The sequence below is a fragment of the Stappia sediminis genome (genome assembly GCF_009826895.1).
Classification (GTDB): domain Bacteria; phylum Pseudomonadota; class Alphaproteobacteria; order Rhizobiales; family Stappiaceae; genus Hongsoonwoonella; species Hongsoonwoonella sediminis.
Window position 1 is genome coordinate 432162 of the sequence record NZ_WUMV01000002.1, and the last position, 13880, is coordinate 446041.

Here is a 13880-nt window from a genome sequence, read left to right on the forward strand (position 1 = left end):
GTCGTAATGGATCACAGTGCAGAGACCGAGACGCAAACAAATCAACCCAACGCCCGCAGGTCATTGTTTCCGACCGACGGGCATACGGCGATACTCGCAATCCTTGACGAGGCGCATGCGCTCGTTGCCGGCCGCGGCGATGCCATGTCCGCAAGCATGCCTATCCTATTGAACGGCGATCCCAACTCGCAGGTTCAGGGGCTTGTGGTCGGCTGGACGCCCGAACCGGCGCGAGAAGCGGAAGATCAGGCATTTCTGGCGCTCGTGCCTCTTCGCAACATGCGGCGCGGTCATCTTGAATCGATCGTGATGCGCGGCCGTGGAAAACCGGTGCGCTATTCCATTCCCGCAGGCCCGCACGGGCTGGATGATTTTCTCGAAATCGTTGGCAGGAGTGCAGGCGCGAGCTTTCCGGAAGTCATAGACGGGCTCGCGGAGGGGTTGATCGCCGGCGACCCGTCATCGCGCAACATGCAATCCGCCGCGGCAATTTTGCAGAAGGTTTCACGCAACGATGGTTGTGTGGAAGTCGTTGGTCGGTTCGAGGAAGGCGAAGTCTTCGTCCAGGGTTGGGCGCAGCGTCTTTCGTCAGGCAGGATGAAGGTCATTGCCATCGATCACACGCCGAGGATTGCCCAATTTTCCTGCGGGATATTCGAACGCGATGATCTGGGCGGCCGGGGGCAAGGCTATGCCGGTCTGCTTGAAACCCCGGAAGGGCTCGACCCGCAGCGGCTTCAACGGCTGCTCTATCGCGGGCGCGATGGGTGGAATTCAATCGAAGTCTATGATCGCCGCGTCATCGTCGATCCGCGCAGTGCGCCCGGGCACGTGCGCGCCGTGTTGCCTCGCCTGGTCGCAGCGAGTGAGCCGCTTTCTAAACTGAGGCGCGCGGCCAATCGGTTTGACGGGCGCGAAACGATCAGCGAGCTGCCGCTGCCAGTGCGCATCGGGATCGATCTTTCGGTCGAAGTGGAAAACGGTGGCATTCTTCTGTCGGGATGGCTTCTCGATCCCGACCGGCACGTGGAGGCGGTCCTGATCCGCTCTGGAGGCAAGTCCGCCAGGCTGGATGATATCTGGACCGCCAATAACCGGCGAGATGTATCGGCGGCATATTGCGCGGAAAAGCTTTTTGCCGGGCTCGACCCGGACGATCATTCGCATGGCTTCATCGCGTTCGCCCAGAACCTTCACGCGAAGCAGGGCGACACGCCCTATATCGAAATCAGGCTAAAGAACGGCTATTCGGCATACGAACCGCTTTCCGTCGCTCATGTGTCGCTGAAAAGCGCGTTGACGCGCCTGCTTTCCATCCACGATCCGTCCACCGCCTTGTCGAGCGAGGTGATCGAACACCACTACGCGTCCATGGTTTTTGGAGCGGAGCGCAATGCGCCCGAAGCAGGCGAAACGGTCGATTCCCCGGAATTTCCAGATGCGGCTCAGAAGGCTCTCGTAATCGGAACCGATGCGTGCATCGACCAGGTCGGCACGTTGCTCGCCCTTGTTGCGCTCGATCCTCTGGTTCGAAGTCTTCCGATCGTGCTGGCGGGGCCTCGCAGGGCTCTGGCGGAACATATCGGAGAACTGAAGCGGGTCGCGAATTTCTACCATCTTTGCGTGCGGATCGTTCTTGCCGACGGGGTGGAGGATAGTTGCGACGCACTGGAGGCCGGTATCGCAGCGGCCCCCGCGGATACGCTCGTCTGCCTCTCGTCCCATGTGTTGCCGCGTCTTCCCGGGTGGATCGCGCCGCTGGAAAGGGCCTTTCGCGCGCGCAACAACCGGTGCATCGCCTGCCCGACGATCCTTTATGAGGACGATTCCATCCGCTGGGCAGGTATGTGGATCAAGGAAGGTCCGAAGGGACATGGCCTTGAGGATCACTATGCAGGTTATCCGCGTGGCGCACTCTTTGGCGCGGAACCCAGCGAAGTAGCCGCCGGCACGCTTGAATGCTGCATGCTTTCCAGATCTGCCTTCGCCGCTGCCGGCGGTTTCACCCGCGGATACCTCGGTACTGAAGAAAAAAGCCTGGACGCCGCCTTGAAGATGCGGCGGGCCGGTGTGTCTTCCATTTGGGTGCCGCAGGTGGAAATGCTGCGTCCCGAGGAAAGATCGGAAAACGGTCAACTCTGGCCGAACCTTGCCAAAAGGGTCGACCGGCAGGCATTCGATCGCCGGTGGTCGCTTGCAATCTCCAACATGAACGGATGAAGAGCATGTCCACGAAGCCATCCGACGTCAGCCGTTCAAAGCCTGAGGACATGAGGGTTCTCGTAATCTCTCACGGTCATCCGGACCTTTCCCTGGGAGGGGCCGAAGTCGCTTCCTACAATCTCCACAAGGGATTGAACGAACTGGAGGGCGTCCGCTCCTTTTTCATGGCGCGCGTGGGGAGCCCGTATCCGCGCCACAGCGCATCGGCGCTGATGGGGCACCAAGGCGCCGACGACGAGATCCTTTACTTCGCGGACGACTACGATCACTTTCTCCTTTCGAACCGGAACACCGACGATATCCGCAGGGATCTGCAAAGGTTCCTGCGCACGCTGCGCCCGGATGTCGTCCACTTTCATCATTTCATCGGCTTGGGGCTCGAAACGCTCTTTGCGGTTCGCGAAACCCTTCCCGAAGCCGCGATCATCGTGACGTTTCACGAATTCCTTTCCTTGTGCCACCACCACGGACAAATGGTGAAGACGGGCGGCACGAAGCTTTGCAATGCTGCATCGCCGATCGCCTGCCATGGCTGCTTCCCGGATATTTCGCCGGGCGATTTCCTGCGCCGGGAGCGCTTCGTGCAGTCGATGCTCCAGATTGCCGACCACTATATCTCGCCAAGCCGGTTTCTTGCGGAGCGCTATATCCGCTGGGGCCTGCCCGGCAATCGCATGAAAGTCATAGAAAACGGCTTGAACATCTCCAGCGAGGCTGAACCGCGCAGGCTCAGCAGCGAAGAGGACCGGCGTGGACGCTTCGCCTTTTTCGGTCAGCTCACTCCCTACAAAGGGGCCGACGTGCTTCTGGATGCCATTGGCCGCGTGCCGGAAACGGCTTGGGGAGACGATGCGAGACTGATGATCTTCGGCGGCAATCTCGAACGCCAGCCGGAATGGTTTCAAAAAAAGATCGGCGAAAGCATCGAAAAGGCAGGCGACAGGGTCCGCTTTTACGGATCCTACCAGAACTCGGAAATGCCGCGGCTGATGCGCTCGGCGGATTGGGTCGTCATACCTTCCGTGTGGTGGGAAAACTCACCGATCGTCATTCAGGAAGCGTTCTTCCATCGCAGGCCGCTCATCTCCAGCAACATCGGGGGAATGGCGGAGAAGATACGCGATGGCGTCGATGGCATGCACTTCAGGGTCGGCAGCGCGGAAGACCTCGCGGACAGGATGACCGAGGCACTCACGGAGCCTGACCTTTGGGAAAGGTTGCGGGCCGGCATCAGGCGCCCGTCCACGCATGTCGAATGCGCCGAGGCGCATTTGGAGCTCTATCGCGGTCTCGTCGAAGGAACATCGGCACTCGATGACGACGGAACGCAAGCCATGAAGCAGACAGCCTGACGTTGCTCGTCTTTCCTTCCGGAAATAGGGAGAAGCAAAAAATGACACGAATTTTGGTTATGATCCCGTCTGGTGAAGTATATGACCATAATAATGTGCGTTGGTATAAGTATGCGGATGTGCAGAGAAGTATAAATCACTACCATAATATTGGGGATGCGTTCGTATATGACTCTTCGCTGAAACTGTTGAATTTCGAGAAATTGAGCGTTCTGGAGATCGCCAATCCCGCCATGGAGAACATCGACCGGCTGAGGGAAGAATATGATTATGTCTTCCTGCGCGGGTCGAACTACATCCACAACACGATGAACTGGAGGCAGACCATTCCGGTGCTGAAGCGCCTTGGCTTGCCCGTCCTCGGTTTCGGTATCGGCGCCCAGGCGCCGGTCAAGGGCAAGCTCGAATTGTCGGACGAAACCAGGACTGTCTTGCGCATGATGGCGGATTCAACGACATCGATCGGCGTGCGAGGGGCATATTCCGCGCAGGTGCTTTGGGACATCGGTATCAAGAACGTCCGCATCATCGGGTGTCCGACGGCGTTCAGGCGCAACGACCCGCATCTGGAGATCAAGCTTCCTGCGCTGGATACGGTGCGCAAGGTCGGATTGACGCTGCGCCGTGAAGTTTCGCCAACCTACGCGCGCGACATCGAGCAATATCTCACTTTCCACCGCGAGCTGGTGAAGCAGGTGGCGGGGCGTTTCGACACAACGCTCATGGCCCAGGGGGAAGTGGAAGAAAAGAAACTCGTCTTCGGAACGCAGGAACAGAAAGAGGAAGCGGTTGCGGCGCTGAAAGCCAACAAATGGGTGGCGGACTGGTTCTTCGACGAAAAAATAGAGCAACTTTACCGGGAACGCCTGTTCTACTCCGACGTCGTCGCAGACTACGAAAACCTCGTGAGACAGAAAGACCTCGTGCTCGGGTACAGGCTGCATGGCAACCTCATGGCGCTTTCCAACGGTGTGCCATCCGTATATTTCACTTATGACAGCCGAACCGTCGAATTTGCCGAAACGTTTCAGATACCGAGCTTCGATGTCTTTTCCGGCAAGGAATTCAGGCTCGAAGACTATTGGGATCAGTCGCTCTTCGACCGCTTCAACCGCGCGTATTTCCATGGATATCGGGAAATGCACGGCTTCCTCCGGGAAAACAATATCGATACCGCGATGGTGGATGTGTCGAAAAAGCCGGCGCAGTCCGAGCGAAAGGTTGCCTGATGCGGTTTGCGATGGCTGGCATCTGCGCGCTCTATCTGCTGGTCTGGCCGGAGTGTTCCCATTCGACGAATTTGGAACCGGCGGTTCGCATAGAGGTTGCCGGTGGCGTCGAAACCGTTTTCGACTGGTCAAAGGAGGCCTGCGAAAACTCTCACGTTCCCGACACTCCGGCCCGGGCCTTCAGGAAGTCCGATGGAACAGTCGCCCTGATTGCCAGCCACAATGACAACAGGTTCTTCACCGGCCCATCGCTGGAGGCCCTGCAGCCTGACTGCTCCATCGTGTTCGAGGCGTCGCGATCCGCGGAACTTGCCGAATTCGACGATCTTTCGTGGATGTCCGGGCTATATACCCCGGACGGCGAAACGATCTATGTGCTGGCGCATACGGAGCTTCGTGGACACAGAAGCCCCGGATTGTGCCCGGCCGGAAGATACGGCCCCTGTCTGCTCAACACCGTGACAGGCCTCGTTTCCAGGGACGGTGGCAAAACGTTCAAGCCGCAAGGGGGTGGGCCGGCCGTCGTTGCGACCTTGCCATACCCATACCCGACGGACCGGCCGCGCCGGGTCGGTTATGCCAATCCGACCAATATCATCGAACTTGACGGCTGGCATTATGCGGCGATGTTCGCCGATCGATATCGGGCACAGAAAAGGGGCGTCTGCATCATCCGTACCCGTACGTTGGAGGATCCAGCCTCCTGGCGTGCGTGGGACGGTTCGGGCTTCAATGCCCGTTTCGTCAACCCTTTCGAAGGCCTGGTTGAAGATCCCGAGGCGCATGTGTGCGAACCGGTATCGAGCAAATACCTGGTGCGCATGATTGGCGGACTGTCGCTGCACGAGGAAACCGGGACGGTCGTGGCCGTATTCGGCGACCGGCGCAAGGGGAAGGACGGCGAACGCATATCTGGCTTCTATGTCTCGACTTCCAGAGACATGATCAACTGGAGCGAGCCCCGCCTCATCATGCGCTATGCGCTGCTTTGGGAAGACGATTGCAGCAAACCGAAATCCTACTTCTATCCTTCGCTTCTGGATCCGGATTCCGAGACACGCAACTTCGATCACGCCGATGGCGCGGCGTATCTCTACTTCGTTCGATACAACCTGGAAAGCTGCAAGGTGACCTGGGATCGCGATCTCGTTCGTGTCCCGGTCAGGGTCGTAACGGCTCGGTAGGTTGAAAATCCCACTCTATCAACAGGATAAGGATATCGACATGAGCGTACTTGTCACTGGAGGGGCTGGTTATATCGGCAGCCACATGGTCCTTGCGCTTCGCGATGCCGGGCGCGAAGTCGTGGTGCTTGACAATCTGAGCACGGGATTCCGCGGAGCTGTGCCGCATGACGTACCCTTCGTGGAAGGAAACTGCGGCGACGAGGATCTCGTTAAGTCGATCATTACCGAGCATGGTGTTTCGGCGATCATCCATTTTGCCGGTTCCATCGTCGTCCCGGATTCAGTCAAGGATCCGCTTGGCTATTATGAAAACAACACGGTCAACTCGCGGGCGCTTATTGCCGCTGCCGTCGCCTCGGGCATCGGGCATTTCATCTTTTCCTCCACAGCCGCCGTTTATGGCGAGCCGCCGGAGTGCCCGATCGGGGAGGACCTGCCCCTTGCGCCGATCTCGCCTTACGGCACGTCTAAGCTCATGACGGAATACATGCTGAAGGATACCGCTCGTGCGCATGAGATCCGTTTTGCCGCGCTACGCTACTTCAATGTTGCCGGAGCGGATCCGGAGGGACGCTCCGGCCAGTCTTCGGCGCGGGCGACCCATCTGATAAAGATCGCGGCGCAGGCGGCGTTCGGAATGCGCAGGCACATGGAAATCTACGGGGAAGATTACCCGACACCGGATGGAACCTGCCTCAGGGACTATGTGCACGTATCGGACCTGGCGGAGGCGCATCTTCTTGCCCTGCGCCACCTCGAAGCCGGGGGCGGGAGCCTTGTCTTGAATTGCGGTTATGGCCGCGGATATTCGGTGCGAGAAGTCATCAGCGCAGTCAAACGGGTGTCAGGGGTCGATTTCGATGTTCGTCTCGCCGAGCGCAGGGCCGGTGATCCCCCTGCGTTGATCGCCCGGGCGGATGCCATTCGCGAAGTGCTGGGCTGGCGCCCGAAAAATGACGACCTGGACAAGATCGTCGCGCATGCGCTTTCCTGGGAAGGGCAGTTGCAGCGCTCCAACGTCGCTTGAGGAGGGCCATTCTCAGACTCTTGTCGTCGCGAGGGACGATATTACTCGAATTGTTCGAGAAGGTATCCGATTACGCCAAGCGTTTCTTCCCTCGACATGCAGTCGATGGAGAAAAGCTGCGTGTGTCGGATGCCGGCAATCGTCAGGAATGCCGCCATCGCAAGCTTCGGATTATCCGACTTACTCCGGATTTCCTTGACGATTCTGGCATTTTGCTCGCGAACGGGATCGAGCAGGCCGGGCTCTTCCGCGATGGCCGCCAGAAATCCGGACGGTGACTGCTCCTTGACGCAGAAATAGTCGCGAAACGTCGTAAGATATGCGCGGATGACCGAATTTCGTTTTCCTTCAGCGGATAGGCATAGGCAAGTCTTGTCGAATTGATCCGAAAATTCTTCCACGTGCCGGGCGACCATGGCCTTCAGAAGATCCGATTTTGTCGGAAAATTATAAAGCAGCCCGCCTTTTGATACGCCCGCGATTTCGGCGACGGCCTCAAGGGAGAAACGCCGCAGACCCTGGTCGGAAACCACCACCAGGGCAGCGTCGATAATTTTCTCGCGCGAACCGCTTTTCCGTTTGACGGCTGTTTTTCTTGCTGAATTTCGCGTCTGGTTCATTCGCTTCCTTCGTCGCGTCCTTGCCGGGACCGGACACAGGAGTTGACTTTACCGTCCAGACGGTAAAGAAACAAGTTCCGTAAGATTAACTACGAAGGTGCCGTTGAGTTATGGATTTGCAAACGCAGCGAAACATGTGGCGCTGCAATGCGCCTTGACGTTCACGCTGCGCCCCGCTCCTTCCATGCGGAACATCTCTGAGAAGAACCCATGCTGAAACGCATTCTTGTGGCTTTGTTCGTAATCCTGATCATGGCCGTTTGTGCCGGATTGATCGGGTTCAATTTTTTCCGCGACAAGATGATAGGCGAGTACTTCGCCAATATGGAGCGCCCGACCGTTACCGTTTCGACGCTCACCGTGAAAGCTCAGAGCTGGCAACCGGGTATCGAGGCGATCGGCACGATCGTCGCGCGACAGGGCGTTGACGTAGCGTCGCGTGCGCCCGGGATCGTTCGCGATATCGGCTTCAAGGCGAACGACAAGGTCGAGGAGGGGGATTTGCTCGTCCAGCTGGACGACGAGGTCGAGCAGGCGGACCTGATCGCGGCCAAGGCCAACCTTTCGCGCGATCAGCAGGCGTTGAAGCGTGCAGAAGCGCTTGCGGACCGGGGCGTCAGCGCAACCTCGGTTCTGGAGAATGCAAGAGCGGCACTTGATGCTTCCAGATCGCAGCTGGAGCGCGTGAAGGCGCAAATAGAACTCAAGCAGATCAGGGCGCCGTTTACCGGAACGATCGGTATTCCGCGTGTCGATCTTGGTGAATATCTTGCAGTCGGCTCGGTCATTGCCACGCTACAGGACCTGGAGACGATGAAGGTGGACTTCAGCGTTCCGGAAGTGCAGATCAAATCGCTTCAGCTTGGTCAGACGATCCGTCTTGGTCTTGACGCTGAACATCTTGACCAGACTGGCGAGATCATCGGCATCGATCCGAAAGCGGATCCGGATTCGCGCCTCGTCGCGGTTCAGGCGGAAGTGGAAAATGCCGACTATGCCCTGAGACCGGGCCAATTCGCTGCGGTTCGCATCGAGTTGCCGGTCGAAAAGGACATCATCGCCCTGCCGCAGACCGCTGTCGTGATGAGCCTTTACGGTTCCTACGTCTACGTCGTGCAGGACGCAAACAAGGGAAGCGAAAAATCCGGCGGGGAGGGCAAAGGTTCGAAAAGTCCGGATGAAGCCAACGATCAGACGATGAAGCTCGTCGCCCGTCAGGTCTTCGTGAAAACGGGCCGCCGATACACCGGCAAGATAGAGGTGACTGCCGGTCTGGAGCCCGGCGACATTGTGGTGACCGCTGGCCAGAACAAACTTTCCATCGGCAGCCCCGTCAGGATCGACAATTCCGTTGACCCGGCGGCCGAGACGCCGTCCGCCGGAGGCGCGTCATGAATTTTTCCGAAGTCTTCATCCGCCGCCCCGTGCTGTCGACGGTCGTCAGCCTCTTGATCCTGTTGTTGGGGTTACAGGGGATCTTCAACATGTCGATCCGCCAGTATCCGGAAGTGGAGGAAACCGTGATCACGGTGACCACGGTTTATCCGGGGGCGAGTGCGGATCTCATTCAGGGTTTCATCACGACGCCGGTATCGAAAGCGGTGGCGACCGCCGAGGGCGTCGACTACGTCACCTCCAAAAGCGCGCTCGGACAATCGACCGTCACCGTTCATATGCGGTTGAACAGCGACCCCGATGCAGCACTTACCGAGGTCATATCGAAGGTGCAGCAGGTGCGCGGGCAGTTGCCCGGCGAATCCGAGGATCCGGTAATCCAGAAGGGCACCGGCCGTTCCTTCGCGCTCATGTATCTCTCGGTGCTTTCCGACATCATGTCGCCGCAGCAGATGACGGAGTTCATCACCCGCGTGATCGAGCCTCAGCTTTCCACGGTTGAGGGTGTCGCGGATGCGCAGGTGCTTGGCGGCCAGACATTCGCGATGCGCATCTGGATCGATCCCGTGAAGCTGGCGGCGCGCGGCGCGACGGCGACCGACATCCAGACCGCTGTGCAGAACGCGAACTTCCTGTCGGCGCCCGGCAAGACGGAAAACGAGTTCGTCGCCTATCAGATCGAAATGCAGACGACCTTGCAGACGCCCGAAGCCTTCGGCGAACTGCCGGTCCGCGCGGATGGCGACGAGATCGTCCGCTTGCGCGACGTCGCGCGCGTCGAGCTGGGCAGCGAGAATAGCGATACGAAGGTCTCCTTCAATGGCCGCCAGGGCGTCTTCATCGGCATCATGCCGACCCCTTCGGCCAATCCGCTTAACACCGCCGACGGCGTTCGCGCCGAGCTGGAGCGCATCTCGTCCAATCTCCCGGAAGGAGTTTCGGTGAAAGTGCTCTACGACAGCACCAAGTTCATCAAGGCGTCCATCCAGGAGGTTTTCAAGACGATCGGCGAGGCCGTTATGATCGTCATCCTCGTGATCCTTCTCTTCCTGGGCTCGTTCCGGGCGGTGCTGGTGCCGATCGTGACGATCCCGCTATCGCTCGTCGGCGTATGCTTCTTCCTTTGGGCGCTCGACTATTCGCTGAACACGCTGACGCTTCTGGCGATGGTGCTGGCCATCGGCCTCGTCGTGGATGACGCAATCGTCGTGGTGGAGAACATCCACCGGCATCTGGAAGACGGAATGAAGCCGATGCAGGCGGCGATCACGGGCATGAAGGAAATCTTCGGTCCGGTCGTCGCCATGACGATAACGCTTGCCGCCGTTTACGCTCCGATCGGTTTCGCGCAGGGCCTTACCGGATCGCTGTTCCGCGAGTTCGCCTTTACCCTTGCAGGTTCCGTCGTCATTTCAGGGTTCGTCGCCGTCACCCTGTCGCCGATGATGTCGGCGCGGCTGCTATCGACCAAGCCCGGCCGTTTTCAGCATTTCGTGGACAGGGTCTTCACAAGGCTCGCCGGCTGGTACGGGCGGCGGCTCGATGGATCGCTCGATTTCAAGCCGGCAACGCTCATCATCGTGCTGGCGCTTCTCGGGACCACCGGTTTCCTCTTCATGAAGACGAAGACGGAACTCGCTCCGGAAGAGGACCAGGGCGCGCTCTTTGCCATGGTAACGGCGCCGCGCTACGCCACGTCCGACTACACCAAGCTCTATACGGATCAGTTCTACGCATTGACCGACGATGTGCCGGGCGTCGATGCCCGCTTCCAGATCGTTGGCACGGGCTCGACGAATTCCGCCTTCGCCATCTGGGCGCTGAAGCCCTGGGGCGAGCGGGAGGAGAGCCAGAAAGAGATCCAGAACATGATCCAGCCACGCCTCAAGCAGTCGGCAGGCGTGGAGGCCTTCGTGTTCTCACCGCCGTCGCTTCCCGGTTCGGGAGGCGGCCTGCCGATCCAGTTCGTGCTGCAATCGACCGGTTCATCGGAACAGGTTTTCGAAATCGCGGAGGAAATCCGCCGCAAGGCGATGCAATCGGGCAAATTCATCGTCGTGCAGAACTCGCTGTCCTACGACAGTCCGCGCGTGCGCGTGTTGATCGACCGCGACCGGGCCGCAAGCCTGGGCGTGCCCATTTCAAGCATCGGCCAGACGCTAAACATTCTTGTCGGGGAAGCGGAAATATCGAAATTCGACCGTGAAAGCCGATCCTACAAGATCATTCCGCAGGTGGACCGCTCGTTCCGGATCAACCCTGAAAGGCTCGATTACTTCTACGTCCGCGCGGCAACGGGGGCGATGGTGCCCCTGACGGCGGTCGTCAAGATCGATGCGACGGCGACGGCTGCGGCAATCGAGCAGTTCAACCAGTTGAACTCAGCAACGATATCGGCTCTGCCCCTGCCCACCGTTACCTCCGGCGAGGGATTGGCCACGCTGCAGGAGATCGCACGCGCGCAGATGCCGACCGGTTTTTTCGAGGATTATGCGGGGCAGTCGCGTCTGGAGATCAAGCAGGGATCGACGATCCTGATCGTCTTCGCCATGGCGGTGCTCGTGATCTACCTTGTGCTCGCCGCTCAATTCGAAAGCTTCCGAGACCCTTTCATCATCATGATGTCCGTACCGCTTTCGATCTTCGGGGCGATCGTGCCGCTGAACCTCGGCCTCGGTACGCTCAACATCTATACCCAGGTCGGGCTTATTACGCTTGTGGGGCTGATCACGAAACACGGCATCCTGATGGTGGAATTCGCCAACGCACAGAGAAAGCAGCATGGCCTTTCAAAACGCGAAGCCATAATCGAGGCCGCGCGCGAGCGCCTGCGGCCGATCCTGATGACGACCGGCGCCATGGTGCTTGGCGTAATCCCGCTGGTGCTGGCTGAAGGGGCAGGGGCGTCCGCGCGCTATTCCATCGGCCTCGTGATCGCCTCGGGCATGTCGGTCGGAACGCTCTTTACGCTGTTCGTCGTGCCGATGTTCTACATGTACGTTGGCCACGAGGACCGGGAGGTGGATCAGACGGAGCTTCAGCCGGCCGAATAGGGCAGGACCTTCGACAGAAACCGAAATCGAAACGAGGCGGGTGCGGGCTTCTGGCCGCGCCCGCCTTTATTTATGCTGCATTCCTTCGTGCCCAGGGTTGCCGGATTTTCGAGTGGACGCCCGATCCGAAGGGGCAGGGCGATATTTCAAGTTTATTTCCGACTTGATCGTACGAACTAAACTTTGCCGGCTCCTCTGTCTTTGTTCCGGCTAAAATCTGAATAGCCGTTTAAAAATAATGGCTTACGTAAATCTTAGCGTGTCAAGGCCGGCCAATGAAATTCCTTGACAGGGTTTAATAAGTAAGTTTAGCTAAACATAACCGACGGAAATATCATCTGACTGCCAGCCCGTCGGGAGGGGCGGTTCTTTGTCTCGACAAAAGAATGGGCGGTCACCACTTCTGGGAGGAATAGATGCGCATCCTGATGACGACTGCGCTGGCCGCAGCTGTGTCCGCTGCGTCCTTGTCCGGCGCGAATGCCCAGGACAAGGAGCTTACCCTTTGCTGGGCCGCCTGGGACCCGGCTAACGCTCTGGTCGAGCTATCCAAGGATTTCACGGCGAAGACCGGCATCGGCATGAATTTCGAATTCGTGCCGTGGACGAGCTTTGCCGACCGCATGCTGAACGAACTGAACTCCGGCGGTAAACTCTGCGACCTCATGATCGGCGACAGCCAGTGGATCGGCGGCGGCGCCACCTATGGCCACTATGTCAAGCTGAACGACTTTTTCGAAAAGGAAGGCATCTCGATGGATGACTTCCTTCCCGCCACGGTGAATGCCTATTCGACATGGCCGAAGGGCACGCCGAACTACTACGCATTGCCTGCGATGGGCGACGCCCTTGGCTGGGTCTACCGCAAGGACTGGTTCGAGCGTCCGGAAATTCAGGAAGCTTTCAAGGCCGAACACGGCCGCGATCTGGGTGTGCCCAAGAACTGGACCGAACTGCGCGAGATCGCCCAGTTCTTCCAGGGACGCGAGATCGACGGCAAGAAGGTCTACGGTGCAGCGATCTATACCGAGCGCGGCTCGGAAGGCATCACCATGGGCGTGACTGCCGCCCTTTATCCCTGGGGGTTCAAGTATGAAAACACCCCCGGCAAATACGACATGGAAGGGGCCGTGAACTCGCCCGAAGCGGTCGAGGCGCTCGAATTCTACAAGTCCATGTACGAGACGGCGACGCCTCCCGGCCATTCGGACGCCTACATGGTCGCCAATCTCGATGCCTACAAGTCCGGCCAGGTGGCGATGCAGATGAACTGGTTCGCCTTCTTCCCCGGCATAGCGAAGGATGAAGCCGTTGGTGGTGACGTGTCCGGCTTCTTCGCGAACCCTTCGCAGAACGTGGAAGGCTCCACGCTCGGCGGCCAGGGCATTTCGGTGGTGTCCTATTCCGACAAGCAGGAAGAAGCGCTTGAGTACATCAAGTGGTTCGCACAGCCCGATGTTCAGGCCAAATGGTGGGCCCTTGGCGGCTATTCCTGTCACGTCGCCGTGGCGGGTGCCGACGACTTCGCCGAATCCACGCCGTTTGCCGGTGAGTTCCTGAAGGCGATGGGGTCCGTCAAGGACTTCTGGCAGGAGCCGATCTACGCCGAACTCCTGCAGGCCATGCAAAAGCGCGTGCACGACTATGTCGTGGCCGATCAGGGCACCGCGCAGGAAGCGCTCGACAAACTCATCGAGGACTGGACCATATCCTTCGAGGACGACGGCAAGCTCTAGGCGGAGCTTCGCCGCATTCAGCGCGGGCCGGCACAGCTCGGCCCGCGCTTCTTTCGGA

General features: G+C 58.9%; 9 protein-coding genes. 8 read left to right on the forward strand and 1 reads right to left on the reverse strand.

The window, feature by feature from the left end:
- The first annotated feature begins 6 nt into the window (after window positions 1-6).
- From GR183_RS05535 to galE, 5 genes are read left to right on the forward strand one after another with little or no spacing between them, the layout of a single operon-like run.
- Window positions 7-2220, forward strand: a complete 2214-nt coding sequence (locus tag GR183_RS05535; protein ID WP_160774586.1) for a glycosyltransferase family 2 protein — start codon at window positions 7-9, stop codon at window positions 2218-2220.
- Between the two features lie 5 nt (window positions 2221-2225).
- A complete protein-coding gene (locus tag GR183_RS05540) occupies window positions 2226-3575 on the forward strand; it encodes a glycosyltransferase family 4 protein (RefSeq protein WP_160774587.1) in 1350 nt (449 codons plus the stop codon).
- A 41-nt stretch (window positions 3576-3616) separates the two neighbouring features.
- Entirely contained in the window at window positions 3617-4804 is a 1188-nt protein-coding gene (locus GR183_RS05545; RefSeq protein WP_160774588.1) for a polysaccharide pyruvyl transferase family protein, read from the forward strand.
- Window positions 4804-5988, forward strand: a complete 1185-nt coding sequence (locus GR183_RS05550; RefSeq protein WP_160774589.1) for a hypothetical protein — start codon at window positions 4804-4806, stop codon at window positions 5986-5988. The genes GR183_RS05545 and GR183_RS05550 overlap by 1 nt, the downstream gene beginning before the upstream one ends.
- 40 nt (window positions 5989-6028) lie before the next feature.
- Window positions 6029-7018, forward strand: a complete 990-nt coding sequence (gene galE / locus GR183_RS05555) for a UDP-glucose 4-epimerase GalE (protein WP_160774590.1) — start codon at window positions 6029-6031, stop codon at window positions 7016-7018.
- A gap of 41 nt (window positions 7019-7059) precedes the next feature.
- Here the strand turns inward: galE and GR183_RS05560 are convergent, their stop codons facing one another.
- On the reverse strand, window positions 7060-7638 hold the full coding sequence (locus GR183_RS05560) for a TetR/AcrR family transcriptional regulator (protein ID WP_160774591.1): 579 nt from the start codon (window positions 7636-7638) through the stop codon (window positions 7060-7062).
- Between the two features lie 210 nt (window positions 7639-7848).
- Between GR183_RS05560 and GR183_RS05565 the strand changes: the two genes are divergently transcribed.
- The 3 genes from GR183_RS05565 (at window position 7849) to GR183_RS05575 (ending at window position 13822) form a co-directional block, all read left to right on the forward strand.
- The gene (locus GR183_RS05565) at window positions 7849-9033 is read left to right on the forward strand and encodes an efflux RND transporter periplasmic adaptor subunit (RefSeq protein WP_160774592.1); all 1185 of its coding nucleotides are present in this window, start codon (window positions 7849-7851) and stop codon (window positions 9031-9033) included.
- Window positions 9030-12086 (forward strand): efflux RND transporter permease subunit, encoded by a 3057-nt coding sequence (locus GR183_RS05570; RefSeq protein ID WP_160774593.1) that lies wholly within the window; start codon window positions 9030-9032, stop codon window positions 12084-12086. The genes GR183_RS05565 and GR183_RS05570 overlap by 4 nt, the downstream gene beginning before the upstream one ends.
- 416 nt (window positions 12087-12502) lie before the next feature.
- Window positions 12503-13822 (forward strand): ABC transporter substrate-binding protein, encoded by a 1320-nt coding sequence (locus GR183_RS05575; RefSeq protein ID WP_160774594.1) that lies wholly within the window; start codon window positions 12503-12505, stop codon window positions 13820-13822.
- The last annotated feature ends 58 nt before the right edge of the window (window positions 13823-13880 follow it).